Source organism: Pseudomonas sp. NY8896 (assembly GCF_039634505.1).
Window position 1 is genome coordinate 3,651,154 of the sequence record NZ_CP132350.1, and the last position, 19,388, is coordinate 3,670,541.

Here is a 19,388-nt window from a genome sequence, read left to right on the forward strand (position 1 = left end):
AAAAATATTTTTCAAAAAGTGAATCAGGTCCCATTTTTTGCGGCGACCGAGTGCTTGGCGGGGTGATGACAAGGCAAGGTGGAATGATGGCAGTGCGACGGAATATGGCGTGGCCAGAGGCACCTGTGAAGTAATGCTATCGCCCGTCAACCTGTTGAACTAGAGGCGAGAGGCGTTCATAGCTGTCGAGGCTGTGCGGCGACATTCAATCGGGGCGTTGGATCTTCACGCCGCGACCGGACTGAATGGCCACGTAATACGCGTTCTCCAACCCAACGGACACAATCCGACTTACTTAATCGCGGACGCGTCTACTGCTCCAACAACCCGTAATACGCCATTTGGTAAAGGCATTTTGACGTTAGCTCCATGGCCCTATAGCGCAAGGCCATCATTTGACAGCCTCTGTCAAGCACGTTTTCATTGGGCGATTTCCAGCTTGATGCAGGATGCATTGACATGATTACGGACGCCCTCGAATCGGTGCTCACGCGGCAGACTTCGCGTAGCAGGCATACGCTATCAGTTGGCTCAGTTGTGTTTCCTTCAGGCTCGCCAAGGTGTGTGTCAATTACGCCATTCTTCAACGGACTGTGATCTAGAAAATGGACCTTTTAGCTAACGTCCCTAGCTGGAGTGACATCGAGCGCAGCCTCGATCAGAAATTCAGCGCGGTGAACCAGAGCATCCACCAGGGGCTGCAGAGCGCCAATGACAGCTGGCACGGTTTCTCTCGGCGCGTTAGTGATGGCGCCGGCCAAGCCTATGGCTACCTGGGTGGCCATCGCATCGACAATGTGCAACAGGCACTGGCGATGTCGTATCCGATCTTCCAGGAAGACCTCAAGCGCAAATGGGCTTCGATCGGTATCGAACAGATTTTGCCGGTGCTGCTGCAACTGGTGAAGGAAGTGTCGATGATCCTCGGTGGGAGTATTGCCGTGGGCTCTGCTGCAGGCGGTGCGATCGGTGCTTTGGCCTTTGGCGTCGGCGCGGCGCCCGGCGCCGTGGCAGGGGCGGGCATCGGTCTGGAGGTCGGTAACCTGATCCTTCTTGCGTTGGGCCTGTCGGCGATCGCCGAATACTTCATCAAAGGGCTGCCGGTTTGCCTGGCCACTCTTCAGGAGGGTATCGCTACGGCCTGGAATGCCGAAGAAGGCGTCAAGCCTGCCGGGCTGGACCCTACTGGAGGGTCGGTGGCCGTTATCCAGGAGCGAACCGAACGCGCCGCGCGGCAGCTGGCCCGCGGGCAGGAACAGCTGGTGTTGTTGTTACTGATGGCCATCGTCACCTACCTGCTGCGCGGACAGATGAAGGCCGGCATCATGGGCAGCATGGAGAACATTGCCACGCGCAGTGCCAAGCTGCAGGCCGACATTGCCAACAAGCAGTTTGGTGCCTGGCTTGCCAAGAACGAAGCCAAGCTGCTGGCTCACCCAGACCTGCAGATCAAGGGCCCCACCCCCGTCAAGAAACCTGAGCCGCTGCAGCCCGCTCGTCAACCGGAAAAAGCCTCGGCACCGAAGCCTGTAGCAAAACCGGCAGTCATGTCTTTGCGAGAAGCCGTGGGCAATCAGACTGCAGACCGCTGGATATCCACGGGCAGGCGCATCGCCGACTTCACCGACCCTAAGCGTTCAGCCTTGCTCACGGACGATCAGATCGGCGCGCTGCATGGCTACACCACCAACGAAGGCTATCAGTGGATCAACCCGGCGCTGCGCGGGCAGACCCCGCTTAGCCCGCAGATGGAGGCCTTCGTCACGCATGCCAACGAAGGCCTCGCAAAGCTACCGTCCTACACGTTGGGGGATACCTTCCGCGGTACTACGTTGCCGGAGGATGTCATGTCGAGGATGCAAGTCGGTCTGCCAACCAGTGATGCAGCGTTCCTGAGTACTTCTGCAGACCGTGCCCTGGCATTCAACGGTAATGTGAAGATGACCTTGCAGGGCGTGACTGGCAAAGATATCAGCTTTCTGTCTGGCCACAGGGAAGCTGAGGTATTGTTTGGGCCAGGCACGCGCTTCAATGTTGTCGACAGGGTCGACAATGGCTCCGTCACTCAATTTATTCTCAAAGAAATCCCATGATCGATCTAAGAAGCCCAAACGCATTGCTGTCCGACTACGTCGAGCGCTACGCGCACCTGTCGCCGGAGCCCTCCCGGCAGCTGCAGCAGAGGATGGACTACAACGTGCGGGCAGACGCCCCAGCAGAGCCGGCGAGCAAGCCGCGCTGGTTGCAGTCCAGGGCCTGTACCTTGACGCCAGAACAGGCACTGGACCGCGCCAAAGGCGCGTTGCTGGGCCTGGCCATTGGCGATGCGGTAGGCACCACGCTCGAGTTCCTGCCGCGCGACCGGGAGCATGTGAACGACATGGTCGGTGGCGGGCCATTCAGGCTTGCTGCCGGCGAGTGGACCGATGACACTAGCATGGCGCTTTGCTTGGCGGATACGTATGTAAGCCAGGGCAAGTTCGACTACGCCACCTACGCAAATGCCTTGGTGCGCTGGTATCGACACGGGGAAAACAGTGTCAATGGCCGTTGTTTCGACATCGGCAACGCTACACGTAACGCGCTTGAAGGCTGGTTGCGCGAAGGCATCGGTTGGCAAGGCAACTACGACCCGTCCACTGCAGGTAATGGCTCGATCATACGCCTCGCGCCCACGGCCATCTTTCGTCGACATTCACTGTCTGCGAGTTGGTGGGAAAGCGTCACGCAGAGCAGCGTGACCCATAACGCCGATGAAGCGGTGAACTGTTGCCAGTTGCTCGCCGCACAACTGCATCTGGCACTGAACGGTGCAGACAAGGAAGAAACCCTTGCACCTGCGGTGCGCTCGCTGCGTCCGCGCCCGATGATCATCAATGCTGGCGAGTACAAACAGAAGAGCCGCGATCAGATCCGCTCTTCTGGTTATGTGGTCGACACGCTGGAGGCAGCCCTGTGGGCTGTATGGAACAGCAACAACTTCCATGACGCGATTCTTCTGGCCGCCAACCTTGCCGATGATGCTGACAGCGTCGCGGCCACAGCCGGCCAGCTGGCTGGCGCGCTGTACGGTGTGTCAGGCATGCCACCGGAGTGGGTGGAGAAGGTCGCCTGGTCGCAGCATATCCAGAAGCTGGCACAGGAACTGTTCGACCGCGCACCGCAGGTGGATGAACTGGATGCACTGTTGTACGGGAAGCGATAACGGCAGGCTCAGGAAATTGCCCTGACGTGCAAAAGCGTGACAGTTGTCGCGTTTCTGTCAACGCGCCGCGGCACTTTTTCGGGTGCTGTCGGTCGCATGAAATCGCGGTGCGCCTGCCTGGCATCCCGCATGAACAAAGTTGTAGCTAAGCATCGCAAGCGCGTGCTGGCCCTGTTTTCAAGGAGATTTCGCATGATCATGGAACTGGCCTCCGCGCTGCTATCGCCGCAGAACCGCCGGCTGTTCAAGTTTCACAACCTGGCCAACCCTGAGCAGGAACTGTTGCTGGAAACCTTCAAGGGCGTCGAGGGCCTTTCGCGGGCGTTCAACTACGAACTGCTGCTGATCTGCGAAGACTCTGGCGTGCCGCTTAAATCCATGATGGGCCAGCACGTGAGCATCGAGATCGAGTTGGCCGAAGGTGCTCCACGCCACATCACCGGTTACCTTACGCGCTTTGCCAGCATTGGCAGCGATGGCGGCATGGCCCGTTACACCGCCACCCTCAACCCCTGGTTTTCGATGCTGAAGAACCGCTTCGACACGCGGATCTTCCAAGGCAACACGGTCGAGGAAGTGGTCACCGAGGTATTCGCCCTGTGTCCGGCTTTCTCCCGCCACGAGTTCCGCCTGACCCGCCCGCAGAAGCGCTACACCTACATCACCCAGTACCGCGAAACCGACTTCAATTTCGTCCAGCGCCTGCTGGAGGAAGAGGGGATGTTCTATTACTTCGAGCACACCGCAGAAGGCCACACCATGATCATCTGCGATGACTCCAGCACACTGGTGGACATCCCCGAGCAGCCGCAAATCCGTTTCCACAGCGCCTCGGTTACCGAGACCGCCGACTCCATCACCCAGTGGAGCGGCAACCGCCAGCTGCAGTCCGGCAAGATGGCCACGCAGACCTTCGATTACCGCCAGCCCAACAACCGCCTGCCGGTGGCGCTGAACAGCGTGAACAAGCAGGGCGATGTCGAGAACTTCGAGATCTACGACTTCCCCGGTCAGTACACCCACGGCACCTACGATGAAGGCGAAACCCTGCTGCGCCTACGTATCGAAGCGCTGGAGCTGCGCGGCAAAAAGTTCGAAGGCGCCAGTAATTGCCGCGCCATGAAGCCCGGCTATACCTTCGAACTGCTGCAGCACTACAGCCACGATCAAGGCGCCGTAGAGGACCGACAGTTCCTGCTGATGAGCGTGGAAAGCGAAGGCCACAACAACTACCTCAGCGGCCAACAGGCGAGCTATTTCAACACGTTCAGTTGCGTGCGCAAGAAGATCCCGTTCCGCCCGCAACTGAGCACTCCCCGGCCGACCATCGCCGGCCCGCAGACTGCCATCATCGTTGGCCCACCCGGCGAAGAGATATTCACCGACGAACTGGGGCGGGTGAAAATCCAGTTTCACTGGGACCGTAAAGGCCAGCACAACGACCACAGTTCGTGCTGGGTACGCGTCGCCCAATCCGGCGCCAGTGGCGGCTTCGGCAGCATCCAGATCCCGCGTGTGGGCGATGAAGTGGTGGTAGTGTTCCTCGACGGCAACCCGGACCGCCCGTTGATCATGGGCAGCCTGTACAACAGCAGCAACACCCCGCCGTGGGCACTGCCGGCGAACAAGACCCAGAGTGGGTTCCTGACGCGCTCTACCAAAGGCAAAGGGTCGAATGCCAACTTCTTCCGCTTCGAAGACAAGGCCGGCGCCGAGCAAATCATCATGCATGCTGAGCGCAACCTGGATACCGAGGTTGAGGCAGATGAGAGTCTCAAGGTGGGTGGCAATCGAACGATCAATGTCGAAGGTAAGCATTCCGAGACGATCAAGCTGGAAACCAGCATTGCGGTGGAAGAGGGGTCGTACTTTGTGACCGTGGATCAAGGGGCGGTGAAAATTAAGGCGGCAACGTCTATTACGCTTGAGGTCGGAAACAGCAAGCTGGAGATGAAGTCGGATGGCACGATTACCCTGTCAGGTATCACTGTGGACGTTGCAGGCAGCACGATAATTAATCTGAACAAGTCTTGATTAGCGACAAGGAAAGGTCCCATGCGCGGTAATATCTACGACCGATTAGCTGAGCGACGCGAGCGCGAAGAGCGCGTTGAACGTGAGCGTCTGGAAGAGGGCGCTCTCAATGTAGAACCTCCTCCGCCGGAGCGCTTTCTTACAAATGAATTGAGCTTCGTTCGTCCAGAGAACTTAAAAGACAAGACTTTTCATGTTTTTACATTGACGGATATAGGGCCAAGCCCGTTCTCGCTCGTTGTTGGGCGTTCGCCTGCGGAGCAGGATGCAGACTTGGAGACGCTTGCACAACAACTGCTGGGTGAATTGAAAAAGACGTTGTCCCATGTTCAGTGGATCGAGCCGGTTACCCCGGTAGAGGTGGCTGGGTTGGAGGCGCGGCGTGTAGAGTTTCGCTGGCGGCAACAAGGCCAACCGGTTCATCAAGTACAGCTGATTTTTCTGCATCACGATGAGCACAAGCGCCCTTTGCTCATGCAGATTACCGGTACGAGTAACAATGCCAAAGGCATGACAGAAGATGAGCGTAGTGCTTTCAATACTTTAGTTGATAGTCTTCAATTGCGCCTTCCGCCTGCGAGAGAGGGGGATGCGCAACAGGTCGAGTCGGCATGACTGCGGCTGCCGCGAGATTAGACGATCCAATCGAGCACTCTAGCGCCTTAGGCGGATTACTTGCTGGTTTGGCGATTGGTGCAGGTGCAGTGCTCATCGGTATTGCTGTGGTTGGCACCGGCGGGCTTGGGGCGGTAGCCCTCGCTGCGATGGTGGGCGCGGGAGCCGCTACTGGTGCTGGAATTGGTCAACTGATTGGTAGCTTATCGTTCGCCTGTAGTGAAACGGGACAAATACGATCAGGGTCGGGCAACGTTTATATAAATGGGAAACCTGCTGCGAGGGCGCATCTGGATAATGCCGAGTGCTCTGATCATCCCGGGATCCCTAAGATATTAGCTCAGGGCAGCGATTCGGTATATATAAATGGTCAGCCTGCGGCTCGAGTAGGTGACAGAACAGTTTGCGACGCGAAAATAAGTGCGGGCTCTCCCAATGTATATATAGGTGGGGGCACCGAGACGACGGATGCCATTGACCCGGAGGTCCCTGTCTGGTTGGAGCGTGCAGTCATGGGGGTGGGACTGGCAAGTGCATTTGTGCTGGCAAGTCCTGTTTTGGTGGTCGCAGGGTTGGTGGGTGGTATAGCGGGTGGCATGGCAGGGCATTGGGCCGGCGGCGAGCTGTTTGGAGAGGGCTCCGACGGCCAGAAGTTGATGGCGTTTGGTGGTGCTCTGCTTGGAGGGGGGATCGGCGCCAAGGGCGGGAAGGCGTTTGATGCTCGCTATGAAATTAAAGTCCAAGGCTTTGGCTCAAACTTAGGAAATGTAAAAATTGTTCCTAGATCTAAGCCAGATGTTGAAGCTCCACCCATGTCCAGGCCTGTGCGTGGGCCAGATGGTAGATTTATAAAGTCAACAGATGGCGCCAGGCTTAATAGGAAGACAGAATACCCCAGTGGCTATCGAGCAGGTGTAAAAGAAGAAGTTTTAGATGCTAATACAATCCAAAGTGGAAAACATGCTGGAAAAGTAATGACTGCGGATGGTGATAAGGTATACAGGAACGACCCGAGGTTGACCATAGAGCATAACAAACCTGTTGTTGAGCATTGGAATGAAGTCGGCTATAATTCAACTCGAGCTGAGAGAAATGACTTCTATAATGATACCGGCAATATGAGCCTGAAGTTACGCTCCGCTAACAGTTCCGAGGGTGCCAAGATGGGGGCTAGCGGGGTTAGATATAGGCAAGACGTTGGTCCAAACTACGAGTGAGGCATATTGCTATGATATCACGAAATGATCTACTTGAAGAATACGATTCCGTTAGAGATCTTGTTGGTGGCGTTTGCTTTTTTCAGGATGAAATGCGGGATTATACATACAATTATTGGTTAAAATCATCCGATGATCTAGATTTGATTGTTGTTTCTCAAGACGAGATAAAAGATTCGCTAGCGCTCAATGTTTTAAATTCTATTGCGCCAGAGGTAAGTCGAGTATCTCCCTCAATATTTGAGTTGTGCTCATCTGAAAGAGGCTTCACTCATGTAATCGTTGTTCCTAGCAATTTCCATGGTTACCTGAAAGGTAATGATGGGGTGGTTAGAGATGATCTTTTTTTATGCTTGCCAATCTTTAGGTGCGAATTTTCCGGGCGCGAGACTGTTGAAGAGTTCAAAGAGTTGCGTCTGCATTACGTGCCAACATTAAATTGGCAGAGGCAGCCTTGCCCTAAACTTCGGGTTTATTTTGATAATCCCAAAACCGGTGGTGGTACCGATGAGGCCGGGGCATTCCTCAAGTGGCTAGATTTATTGAGGGAAATTGACGCTCTTAACGGAGTTTCTAGTGGTTTTATTGAAGTGACTAATTGGTCCGATGAAATCATTGAGATTATCTCTCCCGGCGAAGGTGAGTATGTCTTGATTAGAGATAGAAAGGATGAGCAGCCATTGCCAATTAAAGGTCTGCTTGATGAAGTTAAAATTTTCGCTTTCGCTTGATCAGTGTTGATGTTCGATTTGGCCGAATTCTGGGGTGGGTATTCCCACTCTAGTTGACTCGTTTGCTTTAAGTTCGATGCGACCTCTACTGGGGCAATTACCAAGGTCTCACCCAGCGTTGTCATCAACAGCCGAAAACTCGCCAATGCCTTGGGCCTGATCGCACTGGTCTAAGAAGACAACGCCACCTACAGCTTTGCCTACGACGTGTCGGACCGGCTGAGCGAAGAGGTGCGGGTGGATAACCTGACCCGGCGTTTCAGCTACAACGTTGGCGGCCACCTCACGCGGCTGGATGAGATTGGCTATGGCGAAAACGCTGAAGGTCCAGAGCGTCACACGCTGTTCGAGCGCGATGCTATCGGCCGCTTGATCAGCAAGCTCAATCGCGACACCCAGCAGCAGTTCACCTATGACGATGGCGACCGTTTATTGAGCATCGAGCGCAAGCCCAGCACTGTCGGCAAGCAGCTTGGGGTGACTGAGGAAAAGCTTGAATATGCCTACGATCTGCTGGGCAGGCTGACCCAAGAGATTACGCCCGACGGCACGCTCGGCTATGCGTACGACCCACTCAGCAACCTGACCACGCTGACCCTGCCAGATGGCCGTCAGGTCAACCACCTGTATTACGGCAGCGGGCATCTGCACCAGTTGAACCTGGACGGCCAGGTGATCAGCGACATGGAGCGTGACGACCTGCATCGCGAGGTGTACCGCACCCAGGGCAAGCTCACCAGTTGCTTTGGTTATGACACCATGGGGCGCAAGGCCTGGCAGTTTGCCTCGACGCTACCCGCTGACAAGCTTTCCCAGGTACACAACACCGGCATCAATACGTCGCTGCTGGTGGAGCACGCGTATAACCCGATCCACCGGCGTTACCAGTACGACCCAGCAGGAGAACTGGTGCGCACGCTCGACAAACTGCATGGCGAGATCAAGTACGAGTACGAAGCCAACGGCCAGTTGCGCAGCCGCGATACCGGTTCACTGATCGGCAGTGAAGAGTTTCGTTATGACGCGGCGGCGAACCGCCTGGACTTCTGCGCGGCAGTTTGACAAGGTCAAGGACAACCGGATCAGGCAGTGGCGCGATCAGGAGTACCGCTACGACCCGTGGGGCAACCTGATCGAGAAGCGCTCGGGGCACAGCAAGTTGCAGCATTTCAGCTATGACTGCGAAAACCGGCTGGTGCGAGCGGAGACGCTGGTCAATGGCAAACTGTTAAGGAGGGTGGGAATGAATTGGTCTGAGTCTTTAAAGCAGCGTATTGTGACTGAGTTAAATGGCTATGATGTGTATTTCGCATCTTGTGACGTGCCCCTTGAAGTAAAATTTCCCAAGCAGTGGCTTGGCTTTGGTTTTTTAGATGATGAAAAAAAACATATCCCGGCGGAGTGGGTCGATTTTTCTGAAAAGTTACCATGGGTAAGCGCGTGGCTTGATAAGTGCGTGCTAGGCACTGTTTTGGCCGTAAGTGATAAGCCGTATCTTATGTATGTTTACGTCGATGGTGGTGATTTGTGCTTCTATATGGGGGGCGCTCCAGTAGGTATTGAAAGTTCGAGTTTAGATGACTGTCCTGACCTGCCTGCGGATTTTAAGCAGTTTTACTCAAAGCTGCATAATGGCTTTGGTTTTTACATCGGTTGTACCATGGGTCCATCGAGACTGGAGGATTTCGTTCAAATAAAGGACCTGTGTGACGAAGAGTATCCAGCGCTTCCCGATATGTTAGGCGTATTTTCTAGCGGGGCTGGTGATTACTTGGCTATAGGTGAGGGGGCATTTAAGGGTGAGGCGTTTATTTGGTGGCATGAAAAGCCAGATACTCCTACGAAAGGAATCGATGTTTGGGATGTAATGGATTCGTGGATGTCAATATTTTTGGAGAATTCAGAGTCAAACGAGAACTTTCGGGCGTAATTTTTAGTTATTTTGCGAAAATATTTAGTGCGAGCCATGAACCACACCTACTCAAGGTGGAACCCAAGGTTAAGCGCTACCGGCGGCCTCCGTGCGCACCTGCATTATGACAACCCGCAGGGGCGCCTGACCGACATCAAACGGCTGGTCAACAATGAGGCGGTCGAGACACTCGCGCAGTATCTCTACTACGAACACGGCCAGCTGACCGCCGTGATAAATCATAACGGCGACCCGTTGGGGTGCAAGACTGCCTATGACTATCACCACCTGACCACGCTGGTGACCAAGGTCAGTTATCTGGATAGCAGCACCTGGCAGGCACGCTACGACGACAAGGGCAACCTGCTCGCCGAAATCGATGCACTGGGCCAGATCACCGAGTACCTGAACAGCGACGACGGCCTGCCACACACCATCATCGATGCGACCGACAAGTCCAAGCACCTGTGGTGGAACACCCTGGCCCAGGTGGAGCGTTAGCAGGACGAGTACGACAAGGCCGTCCGCCTGACCGCACTGGTCAACGAGAACAACGCCACCTACAGCTTTGCCTACGACGTGTCGGACCGGCTGAGCGAAGAGGTGCGGGTGGACAACCTGCCCCGGTGTTTCAGCTACTAAGCCCCGGAAATTTGACCACTCCATTGCTCACACCACTTCCCGCCTCCGCGACTGGTTCCGCTGGGTGGAACCACATTCGTTTGTTATCCCTCGTCACTCGCGCTTATCTGTCAGCCAAGCACGACCTGCCTCACCCGTCGTGACCTCAAGGCGAACAACAAGAACGGGAAACCACCCGCGCGAGGAGACTCTACATGTCCCGACATCAGCACATTCTGGCCTGGCTGAACGATGTGGCCAGCGACCTGCACGCGATCCGTCACGATATCCATGCCCACCCGGAACTGGGGTTCGAAGAAAGCCGCACTTCGGCGCTGGTCGCCCGGCTGCTCCTGGAATGGGGCTATGAAGTACACACCGGCATCGGCAAAACCGGTGTGGTCGGCGTGCTGCGCAATGGCAGCAGCCCACGCCGCCTGGGCCTGCGCGCCGACATGGACGCGTTGCCCATCCACGAAGCAACGGGCGCGGCCTACAGCAGCCAGCATCAAGGCTGCATGCACGCCTGTGGCCATGACGGGCACACCACCATGCTGCTGGGCGCGGCGCGCTACCTGGCGGCGACCCGGCAGTTCGACGGCACGCTGACGCTGATCTTCCAGCCGGCCGAAGAGGGCCAGGGTGGCGCCGAGGCAATGCTGGCCGACGGCCTGCTGGAACGCTTCCCCTGCGATGCACTGTTCGGCATGCACAACATGCCTGGGCTGCCGGCCGGGCACCTTGGCTTTCGCGAGGGGCCGATGATGGCCTCGCAAGACCTGCTCACGGTGACCCTCGACGGGGTGGGCGGCCATGGCTCGATGCCGCACCTGACCGTCGACCCGCTGGTGGCAGCGGCCAGTGTGGTGATGGCGCTGCAAACCGTGGTGGCGCGCAATATCGATGCGCAGGAGGCGGCGGTGGTCACCGTCGGTGCGTTGCAGGCTGGCGAAGCGGCCAACGTGATCCCGCAACAGGCGCTACTGCGCCTGAGCCTGCGCGCGCTGAACGCCGAAGTACGGGCGCAGACCCTGGAACGGGTGCGGGCGATCATCGTCAGCCAGGCCGAAAGCTTTGGCTGCCGCGCCAGTATCGAACACCGCCCGGCTTACCCGGTGCTGGTCAACCATGCAGCGGAAAATGCCTTCGCCACGCAGGTAGGGGTAGAGCTGCTCGGTGCCGAGGCGGTGGATGGCAACACCCGCAAGCTGATGGGCAGTGAAGACTTCGCCTGGATGCTGCAGCGCTGCCCGGGCGCCTACCTGTTCATTGGCAATGGGGTATCGCGGCCGATGGTGCACAACCCGGCCTATGACTTCAACGACGACATTCTGCTGACCGGCGCCGCCTACTGGGGCGCGCTGGCAGAGCGCTGGCTCGCGCCCGCCTGATCGGCCTTTTTTGACGACTGCCGCTGGAACCTGGGCGCGCCCGCGCCTGGGCGATCACCCAATCATTGTGTGGAGTGTTCCCTATGCAGACTTCGAGCACCGGCGTGTCGCGTACCCGGCAAGTGGTCGCCGCCGTTATCGGCAATGCCCTGGAATGGTATGACTTTATCGTGTACGGCTTTTTGGCCAGTATCATTGCCCGGCAGTTTTTCCCGTCCGACGATGAATACGCTTCGCTGCTGATGGCCTTGGCCACCTTCGGCGTCGGCTTTTTCATGCGCCCGGTGGGTGGCGTGTTGTTGGGCATGTATTCCGATCGCAAGGGCCGCAAGGCGGCCATGCAGATGATCATCCGCCTGATGACCGTGTCGATCGCGATGATCGCCTTTGCCCCCGACTACCTGGCCATCGGCATGGCGGCGCCGCTGTTGATCGTGGTCGCGCGCATGCTGCAGGGCTTTGCCACGGGTGGCGAGTATGCCAGCGCTACGGCGTTTCTGGTGGAAAGCGCGCCGGCCCACCGCAAGGGGCTATATGGCTCGTGGCAATTGGTAGGGCAGTGCCTGGCGGTGTTCTCCGGCGCGGCCATGGTGGCCCTGGTTACTCACCTGTGCACGCCTGAAGCGCTGGACAGCTGGGGCTGGCGTATTCCCTTCGTGCTGGGCCTGCTGATCGGCCCGGTGGGGCTGTGGATTCGCAAACACATGGAAGAGCCCGAAGAGTTCGTCGAGGCGCGCCGCCAGGCCAAGGGGCAGTCGCCCAGCCTGTGGCAGGTACTGCGTGAACATCGGCGTAGCCTGCTGGTGTCGATGGGCCTGGCCTGTGGCGCGACGGTGTCGTTCTACGTGGTGTTGGTGAACATGCCGACCTTCGCCCACAAAAACCTTGGGCTGCCGCTGGACCAGGTGCTGCTGGTACAGATGCTCGCGGTCGGGCTGATGACCGTGGTGATTCCGTTGTCTGGCGCGCTGTCTGACCGGTTGGGTCGGCGCCCGGTGCTGATGGCCTTCACCCTGGCGTTCTTCGTGATGGTCTACCCGCTGTATGTGTGGGTGGCCGCCGCGCCCTCCGTGGAGCGGCTGCTGGTCATGCAACTGCTGCTGTGCACCGCCATTGGCGGCTTCTTTGGCCCGGCACCTACCGCCTTGGCCGAGCAGTTCCCGGTCGAGGTGCGTTCCACTGGCGTGTCGGTGGCCTATAACGTAGCGGTAATGGTGTTCGGCGGCTTTGCCCCGTTGATCTTGACCTGGCTGAGCAAAGTGCTGGGAACCCCGGTGGCGCCATCGTTCTACGTGCTGTTCGCCTGCCTGCTGACGCTGTTGGCTACCTACTGCCTGAAAGAAGCACCCCGAGCGGGCCAGCCTGCCACTTTCAACCTTGGAGTAAAACCGTGAAGCCGCTAGCCATCGACCCCATCGTTGCCCTCGATGCAGAGGCATTGTCCCAGGCCATTCATGGCGGCCAGCTGTCGTGCCGGGAGGTGATGCAGGCTTACCTTGCGCATATCGAACGCTTCAACCCGCAGGTCAATGCGCTGGTATCGCTGCGCCCGGCCGAGGTGCTGCTGGCCGAGGCCGACGAGCGCGACCGCGAACGTGCCCGTGGCCACTCGCGCGGCTGGATGCATGGCATGCCGCAGGCGATCAAGGACCTGGCCGCCACCGCCGGGCTGCGCACCACCCTGGGTTCGCCGCTGTTCGCCGAGCAGGTGCCCGAGCAGGATGCGATCAGCGTGGCGCGGGTGCGGGCTAGCGGGGCGCTGATCGTGGGCAAGAGCAACGTGCCTGAGTTCGGCCTCGGCTCGCAAACCTACAACAGCCTGTTTGGCACCACTACCAATGCCTACGACTCAGGGCGGGTGGCCGGTGGCAGCAGCGGCGGGGCGGCTGCGGCACTGGCCATGCGCTTGCTGCCGGTGGCCGACGGCAGCGACATGATGGGCTCGCTGCGCAACCCGGCGGCGTTCAACAACGTGTTCGGCCTGCGCCCGTCACAAGGCCGGGTGCCGCATGGGCCGGCGCCGGAGTTGTTCGTGCAGCAGCTGGCCACCGAGGGGCCGATGGGCCGCAGTGTGGTCGATGTAGCGCGGTTGTTGTCGATACAGGCTGGCGTCGACGCGCGGGTGCCGCTGTCGTTAAGCGAAGGCCGGCGCGATTTCACCGACGCCTTGCAGCGCGACTTCCGAGGTGTGCGGGTCGGCTGGCTGGGCGACTACAACGGTTACCTGCCGATGGATGACGGGGTGATGAGCCTGTGCGAGTCGGCGCTGGCCGACTTTGCCGAACTGGGCTGCCAGGTCGAGGCCTGCCAGCCGGCATTCGACCTGGCACGCTTGTGGCAATGCTGGCTGAGCCATCGCCACTTCCTGGTGCACGGCAACCTCGGCGCGGCCTATGCCGACCCAGCCAAGCGCGCACTGCTCAAGCCCGAAGCCCAGTGGGAGGTAGAAGGTGGCTTGCAGATGAGTGCGGCGGCGCTGTACCAGGCCTCGTTGGACCGCAGCGATTGGTACCGCGCCTTGGCCAAGCTGTTCGAACGTTACGATTTCCTGCTGTTGCCCTCGGCCCAGGTGTTCCCTTTCGATGCACGCCAGCCATGGCCGACGGCGGTCGGCGGGCGGGCGATGGACACCTATCACCGTTGGATGGAGGTGGTGATCGGGCCAACCCTGGCCGGCTTGCCGAGCATCAGCGTGCCGGTCGGGTTCAATGCTGGCGGCCTGCCCATGGGCCTGCAGATCATAGGCCCGGCGCAGGCGGACCATGCCGTGTTGCAGCTGGCATATGCCCATGAGCAGCTCACCCGCTGGGTGCAGCGTTGCCCGCCACAATGCCTGCAGGGTTCATGACAGCACTGGGCAGGCGCGGTTCTTGCTGGCTATCCTGACCATCCCGCTACAAGGAGGTCATACCCATGGGCATCACGGCAGACAGCGGCGGCGTGCGTTCGGTGGAGCGGGCGCTGGCCATTGTCGACCTGCTGGGCGAACACCAGGCACTGGGCCTGGAAGAACTGCATTACCTGACGGCGCTGCCCAAGGCCACGGTGTCGCGCATGCTTGCCACCCTGCAGGAGCAAGGCTGGGTGTACCGTGGCCTGAGCGACAGGCGCTACCGGCTGTGCGCGCGGCGGCTGTTCGGTGACCGCCAGTTGCGCTTCAAGCGGCGCCTGGTGGAAAGCGCCGCGCCCATGCTGCTGGAGCTGAGTGAACGCACTGGGCTGGTAGCGGACCTGTCGTGCTTCGACGGCCAGCGGCTGGAAGTGATGGAAAGCGCCATTCCCCAGGTGTTGCGCAAGCGTTACCCGCACACCTGCCAGATCGTCGGGCACCATGCCAGCCTGTTCCATTCGGCGATGGGGCGGGCCTGCCTGGGTGAGCTGGCGGAGGACGAAGTGCAGCGCCTGGCGGCCCATGCGCGGCTGGGTGACGACACGTTGCTGCGCGATATTGAAGAAGAAGCCCACAAGGGCTTTGGTCAGCGGACCGAGGGGCACTGGGAGTACCCGGTGCGCCTGCCGTTCCTGATCCGCGCCATTGCCTTGCCGGTGCATGCCGAAGGGCGCCTTGCCGGGAGCATTGCCTTGCACTGGCCGCTGGACCAGGCGCCGGTGGAGCGGGTATTGAATTTACACTTGAGCAGCCTGGCGACCACCGTCGGCGAGGTGCAGCGGGCCTTGGCTGTTTGATCGTTCCTGCACCGGCCCTGCAGGTGTCAATGGCCTTCACGGAAAGCACTCGGGCTCACCCCAGCCTGCTTGCGAAAGAACCGGCTGAAATACCCCACATCGGCAAACCCCAGTTCGTGGGCGATCTCTTTCACACTCAGGCTCGAATGCCCAAGCATGCGCTTGGCCTCCAGCACCTGGCGGGCATTGATCACGTTCATGGGGGTCATGCCCAGGTGCTCCTGGCATAACCGCCCCAACGTCGCCAGGGTCATGCCCAGTTCGGCGGCGTAGTCTGCCAGTGGCCTGTGCGCGCGGTAGTGCAGGTCCACCAGCTCGCGAAAAGCGGTCAACTGCTGGCTGCGCCTGGACACCGGGCGCTGCTCTCCCTGGGGCAAGTGCGGCTCATGGCGCAGCACCTGGATCATCAGCGTCAGCAATAGCGCCATGCTGCTGGCCACATGCTCGCGGGCGCGGTTGTGGTATTCCTCGCGCAGGGCCCGGCACAGTGGCAGCAACGGGTCTTCATCAGCGGCCCATTTCGGCAGGGCGACCACCTGCGGTTTGCGAAGTTGCACCAGCAGGTTGGGCGCCAGCACCTGGGCGATGCTCTCCAGCGGGTGTTGCGCGGCAGTGATCACCTGGCCCTCGACCTGGCCGGCCCAATGAAAGCCATGCACCACTTGCGCCGGCACATACACCACGCAAGGCGCATGAACCTGCAACCGGTCACTGTCGAACAGCACTTCACCGCCACCGCTTTGCAGGTACAGCAGCTGCAGCAAGCCTTCGTGACGGTGTGCGGCGATTTCCCAGTTGTGCGCGCCAGAGCGCTGGGAAATCTGCTCCACGTGCAGGGCTTCGTGCCACACCGGCTGTGCGGTTTCACCGTACAGGGCGTAATTGGGGATTTTGTTCATGTTGTTGTAATTGTTCTGTTCGGTACCTGATCACTGTGCCACAGCTGTACGCAGGCTTCAGGGCACAAAGGAAAAAATGACGGGAATGTGGGGCTGGTTGCAGGTTTTGTCCATTCTGCCGATGGGCCTGCCGGCCATAGGCTGTTGTCCAGAACAAGCGACACTCTGGAGAACAGCATGAACAACAATAAGATTGCCTCTCAGTGGCTGGGCCTGGACTCGGCCGTATGCGTGGTAACCGGCGCCGCCGGCGGCATTGGTGCCGCGCTGGCCGCAGCCTTGGTGGAGCAGCAGGCCCACGTGGTGCTGCTGGACCGCGACCTGGACAAATGCCGCGAACTGGCGGCCACCTTGGGTGAGCACAGCACGGGCGAAGTCAGCGCCCTGGCCTGTGACATTGCCGACCCGGCCAGCGTGGGGCAAGCGGCTGCCCAGGTGCAGGCACTGCATGGGCGCTGCGATGTGCTGGTCAACAATGCCAGCGTGCTGCGCCCCGGCGCGCTGGACACGCTGAGCCTGGAGCAATGGAACCAGGTGCTGGCGGTCAACCTCAGCGGCTACCTGTTGTGTGCCCAGGCCTTCGGCCGCTCGATGCTGGCTCGCGGCCAGGGCCGCATCGTGCATGTAGCCTCGATTGCCGCCCATTACCCGCAACCCAACAGCGGTGCCTACAGCGCGGCCAAGGCTGGCGTGAGCATGCTGTCGCGGCAGCTTGCCGTGGAGTGGGGGCCGCGGGGTGTGCGCAGCAACGCCGTGTGCCCGGGCTTGATCCGCACGCCCTTGTCGGCGGCGTTCTATGCCGACCCGCAGGTGGAACGCCAGCGTAGCGCCATGACCGCCAACCGTCGCATTGGTGAGCCGCTGGATATCGCCGAGGCCGTGCTGTTTCTGGCCAGCCGCCGCGCCGACTATATCAACGGCGCCGAGCTGACCGTGGATGGCGGGCTGGAGTGCATGCCCATGGCATTGATCCCGCGCCCGGGCTTCGAGGGGGCTGGCCAATGAATACGCGTAGCTGCGATGTACTGGTGATCGGTGCGGGGGCTGGCGGCCTGGCGACAGCCATCACGGCGAAAAAGCTTGGCCTGGATGTCATCGTCATTGAAAAGGACGACTGCTTTGGTGGCACCACGGCGTTTTCCGGTGGCGTGTTGTGGGTGCCGGGCAACCCGCACGGGGCCGAGGACAGCCATGCAGCGGCCATGACCTACCTGCGCAACGAAGCCGGTGCCTGTTTCGATGCGGCGGGGGTGGAAGCCTTCTTGCGCTACGCGCCGCAGATGGTGGCGTTTTTCGAGCGCGAAACGGCGGTCAAGTTCGTGCCCACGCTGTACCCCGATTACCACCCACAGGTGGAGGGCGGTGTCGATGTGGGCCGCTCGATACTGGCCGCTCCTTACGACATTCGTGGCCTGGGGCCGGACATGGCGCGCCTGCGCCCGCCGCTGAAGACCATCACGTTCATTGGCATGATGTTCAATTCGTCGAATGCCGACCTCAAGCATTTCTTCAATGTCACCCGCTCGCTGACTTCGTTCGTGTATGTGGCCAAGCGCCTGATAACCCATTTGAAGGAGCTTGCCCTGTACCGACGTGGCACCCAGGTCACCAGCGGCAATGCCCTGGCAGCGCGGCTGGTACGCTCGGCACTGGACCTGGGCATCCCGATTCTCACAGGTACACCGGCGCGGCAACTGCTGCATGAAGAGGGTCGAGTGACAGGGGCATTGGTCGGGCAGGCTGACAGCGAGCAGCGCATTCAGGCCCGGCGTGGGGTGGTACTGGCCTGTGGCGGTTTCTCCCATGATTTGCAACGGCTGCGCCAGGCCTACCCGCATGTGCGGCGTGGCGGCGAGCATTTTTCGCCGGTGCCGGCGGGCAATACCGGTGACGGTGCGCGCATGGCCGAGGCGTTGGGGGCCAAGGTCGATATCCGCCTGCAGGCAGCAGCCGCCTGGATGCCGGTATCGAAGGTGCCAGTGGCTGGCGGGCGGCACATTGCCTTTCCGCATTTGCTCGACCGCTACAAGCCAGGTGTGATCGGCGTGCTGCGTTCGGGGCAGCGTTTCACCAACGAGTCGAATTCTTACCATGACGTGGGCACAGCATTGATCGAAGCCTGCGCCGGTCAGGCAGAAACCGCCATGTGGCTGGTGTGCGACCGCCGCACCCTGGCCAAGTATGGCCTGGGCTTTGCCAAGCCTGCACCGATGCCGTTGGGGCCCTTGTTGCGTAATGGTTACCTGCTCAAGGGCAAGACCCTGGCCGAGCTGGCGGGCAAGGCCGGTATCGACGCGCAAGGGCTGCAGCAGACCGTGCGCGAATACAACCTTGGCGCGGTGCAGGGCGAAGACCGCCAGTTCGGTCGCGGCAGCACCAGCTTCAATCGCTACCTGGCCGACCCGCAGCAACAGCCCAACCCGTGCGTGGCGCCGGTGGGCGAAGGGCCGTACTTTGCCGTGAAGGTGATCATGGGCGACCTGGGCACCTTCGACGGGCTACGCACCAGCGTGGTCGGTGAAGTATTGGCGGCCGATGGGCAGGCCATCGACGGCCTGTACGCGGTGGGTAACGACCGAGCCAGCATCATGGGCGGCAACTACCCCGGTGCCGGCATCACCCTGGGGCCGATCATGACCTTTGGCTACATCACCGGGCGCCATCTGGCGGGTGTCGAGCAGGGCCTGGCGGCTGCGGGCAAAGCGCGGGAGGTGGCGTGATGGACAAGCCTGTAGTCGACCACCGCATCTACACCATTCGCCCGCGTTGCATGGCGGCCTTTCTCGAAGCCTTCGACCAGTTGGCGATGCCGATCCTGCTGCGCCACCTAGGCGCACCCCTGGCGTTCTACACCAGCAGCATCGGCCCGTTGAACCAGGTGGTGCACTTGTGGGGCTATGACAGCCTCGATGATTTTGAAAAGCGCAGCGCGGCGCGGGATGCCGACCCGGACTTTGCTGCCTATCTGCATGCCACCCGCGACCTTGTGGTAGCGCAGGAGACACGGATCATAAGGCCTGTGCGCTTGCCCAGCCTGGGCTGAAACACCGTCATAAAAACAACAACAGGTGATACC

General features: G+C 59.9%; 14 protein-coding genes and 3 pseudogenes. 16 read left to right on the forward strand and 1 reads right to left on the reverse strand.

What is annotated here, in order from left to right; genetic code table 11:
• The first annotated feature begins 605 nt into the window (after positions 1–605).
• The 13 genes and pseudogenes from tre1 (at position 606) to Q9451_RS16400 (ending at position 15,413) form a co-directional block, all read left to right on the forward strand.
• Entirely contained in the window at positions 606–2,093 is a 1,488-nt protein-coding gene (gene tre1, locus Q9451_RS16340; protein WP_012272395.1) for an NAD(+)--protein-arginine ADP-ribosyltransferase Tre1, read from the forward strand.
• Positions 2,090–3,205 carry an ADP-ribosylarginine hydrolase Tri1 gene (gene tri1, locus Q9451_RS16345; RefSeq protein WP_012272394.1) on the forward strand — a complete coding sequence of 372 codons (1,116 nt, stop codon included), beginning with the start codon at positions 2,090–2,092 and terminating at the stop codon, positions 3,203–3,205. The genes tre1 and tri1 overlap by 4 nt, the downstream gene beginning before the upstream one ends.
• 192 nt (positions 3,206–3,397) lie before the next feature.
• Positions 3,398–5,239 carry a type VI secretion system tip protein VgrG gene (gene tssI, locus Q9451_RS16350; protein ID WP_012272393.1) on the forward strand — a complete coding sequence of 614 codons (1,842 nt, stop codon included), beginning with the start codon at positions 3,398–3,400 and terminating at the stop codon, positions 5,237–5,239.
• A gap of 21 nt (positions 5,240–5,260) precedes the next feature.
• Positions 5,261–5,854, forward strand: a complete 594-nt coding sequence (locus Q9451_RS16355) for a DcrB-related protein (protein WP_012272392.1) — start codon at positions 5,261–5,263, stop codon at positions 5,852–5,854.
• Positions 5,851–6,654: pseudogene (locus Q9451_RS16360) on the forward strand (PAAR domain-containing protein); the annotation flags it as partial. The gene Q9451_RS16355 and the pseudogene Q9451_RS16360, both read left to right, overlap by 4 nt.
• Before the next feature lie 174 nt (positions 6,655–6,828).
• Entirely contained in the window at positions 6,829–7,071 is a 243-nt protein-coding gene (locus Q9451_RS16365; RefSeq protein ID WP_069942597.1) for a GH-E family nuclease, read from the forward strand.
• Between the two features lie 11 nt (positions 7,072–7,082).
• Positions 7,083–7,802, forward strand: a complete 720-nt coding sequence (locus Q9451_RS16370; protein ID WP_012272390.1) for a hypothetical protein — start codon at positions 7,083–7,085, stop codon at positions 7,800–7,802.
• A 147-nt stretch (positions 7,803–7,949) separates the two neighbouring features.
• Positions 7,950–9,096, forward strand: a pseudogene (locus Q9451_RS16375) (hypothetical protein); the annotation flags it as partial.
• A gap of 849 nt (positions 9,097–9,945) precedes the next feature.
• Positions 9,946–10,353 (forward strand): annotated as a pseudogene (locus Q9451_RS16380) (hypothetical protein); the annotation flags it as partial.
• Positions 10,354–10,550: 197 nt separating this feature from the next.
• On the forward strand, positions 10,551–11,726 hold the full coding sequence (locus Q9451_RS16385) for a M20 aminoacylase family protein (RefSeq protein WP_012272389.1): 1,176 nt from the start codon (positions 10,551–10,553) through the stop codon (positions 11,724–11,726).
• Between the two features lie 83 nt (positions 11,727–11,809).
• Entirely contained in the window at positions 11,810–13,120 is a 1,311-nt protein-coding gene (locus tag Q9451_RS16390; protein ID WP_345960685.1) for a citrate-proton symporter, read from the forward strand.
• Complete coding sequence (locus tag Q9451_RS16395) at positions 13,117–14,574, forward strand: amidase (RefSeq protein ID WP_012272387.1); 1,458 nt, start codon at positions 13,117–13,119, stop codon at positions 14,572–14,574. The genes Q9451_RS16390 and Q9451_RS16395 overlap by 4 nt, the downstream gene beginning before the upstream one ends.
• A 65-nt stretch (positions 14,575–14,639) precedes the next feature.
• A complete protein-coding gene (locus tag Q9451_RS16400) occupies positions 14,640–15,413 on the forward strand; it encodes a helix-turn-helix domain-containing protein (RefSeq protein WP_012272386.1) in 774 nt (257 codons plus the stop codon).
• A 26-nt stretch (positions 15,414–15,439) separates the two neighbouring features.
• On the opposite strand, the gene Q9451_RS16405 is transcribed toward Q9451_RS16400, so the two are convergent.
• Positions 15,440–16,312, reverse strand: coding sequence for a helix-turn-helix domain-containing protein (locus tag Q9451_RS16405; RefSeq protein ID WP_012272385.1), 873 nt, complete (start codon positions 16,310–16,312; stop codon positions 15,440–15,442).
• Positions 16,313–16,489: 177 nt separating this feature from the next.
• On the opposite strand from Q9451_RS16405, the gene Q9451_RS16410 reads away from it, so the two are divergent.
• The 3 genes from Q9451_RS16410 to Q9451_RS16420 are packed head-to-tail and all read left to right on the forward strand — an operon-like array spanning position 16,490 to position 19,355.
• Positions 16,490–17,317 (forward strand): SDR family oxidoreductase, encoded by an 828-nt coding sequence (locus Q9451_RS16410; protein WP_012272384.1) that lies wholly within the window; start codon positions 16,490–16,492, stop codon positions 17,315–17,317.
• Positions 17,314–19,032 carry an FAD-dependent oxidoreductase gene (locus tag Q9451_RS16415; protein ID WP_012272383.1) on the forward strand — a complete coding sequence of 573 codons (1,719 nt, stop codon included), beginning with the start codon at positions 17,314–17,316 and terminating at the stop codon, positions 19,030–19,032. Before Q9451_RS16410 ends, Q9451_RS16415 begins: the two co-directional genes overlap by 4 nt.
• Positions 19,032–19,355 carry an NIPSNAP family protein gene (locus tag Q9451_RS16420; protein WP_012272382.1) on the forward strand — a complete coding sequence of 108 codons (324 nt, stop codon included), beginning with the start codon at positions 19,032–19,034 and terminating at the stop codon, positions 19,353–19,355. The genes Q9451_RS16415 and Q9451_RS16420 overlap by 1 nt, the downstream gene beginning before the upstream one ends.
• The last annotated feature ends 33 nt before the right edge of the window (positions 19,356–19,388 follow it).

Bases quoted from the DNA above. Each gene is read 5' to 3' on its own strand.
- tre1 (WP_012272395.1), top strand. From the start codon at position 606: ATGGACCTTTTAGCTAACGTCCCTAGCTGGAGTGACATCGAGCGCAGC.
- Q9451_RS16405 (WP_012272385.1), bottom strand. From the start codon at position 16,312: ATGAACAAAATCCCCAATTACGCCCTGTACGGTGAAACCGCACAGCCG.
- Q9451_RS16390 (WP_345960685.1), top strand. From the start codon at position 11,810: ATGCAGACTTCGAGCACCGGCGTGTCGCGTACCCGGCAAGTGGTCGCC.
- Q9451_RS16385 (WP_012272389.1), top strand. From the start codon at position 10,551: ATGTCCCGACATCAGCACATTCTGGCCTGGCTGAACGATGTGGCCAGC.
- Q9451_RS16420 (WP_012272382.1), top strand. From the start codon at position 19,032: ATGGACAAGCCTGTAGTCGACCACCGCATCTACACCATTCGCCCGCGT.
- tssI (WP_012272393.1), top strand. From the start codon at position 3,398: ATGATCATGGAACTGGCCTCCGCGCTGCTATCGCCGCAGAACCGCCGG.
- Q9451_RS16370 (WP_012272390.1), top strand. From the start codon at position 7,083: ATGATATCACGAAATGATCTACTTGAAGAATACGATTCCGTTAGAGAT.
- Q9451_RS16410 (WP_012272384.1), top strand. From the start codon at position 16,490: ATGAACAACAATAAGATTGCCTCTCAGTGGCTGGGCCTGGACTCGGCC.
- Q9451_RS16365 (WP_069942597.1), top strand. From the start codon at position 6,829: ATGACTGCGGATGGTGATAAGGTATACAGGAACGACCCGAGGTTGACC.
- Q9451_RS16400 (WP_012272386.1), top strand. From the start codon at position 14,640: ATGGGCATCACGGCAGACAGCGGCGGCGTGCGTTCGGTGGAGCGGGCG.
- Q9451_RS16355 (WP_012272392.1), top strand. From the start codon at position 5,261: ATGCGCGGTAATATCTACGACCGATTAGCTGAGCGACGCGAGCGCGAA.
- tri1 (WP_012272394.1), top strand. From the start codon at position 2,090: ATGATCGATCTAAGAAGCCCAAACGCATTGCTGTCCGACTACGTCGAG.
- Q9451_RS16415 (WP_012272383.1), top strand. From the start codon at position 17,314: ATGAATACGCGTAGCTGCGATGTACTGGTGATCGGTGCGGGGGCTGGC.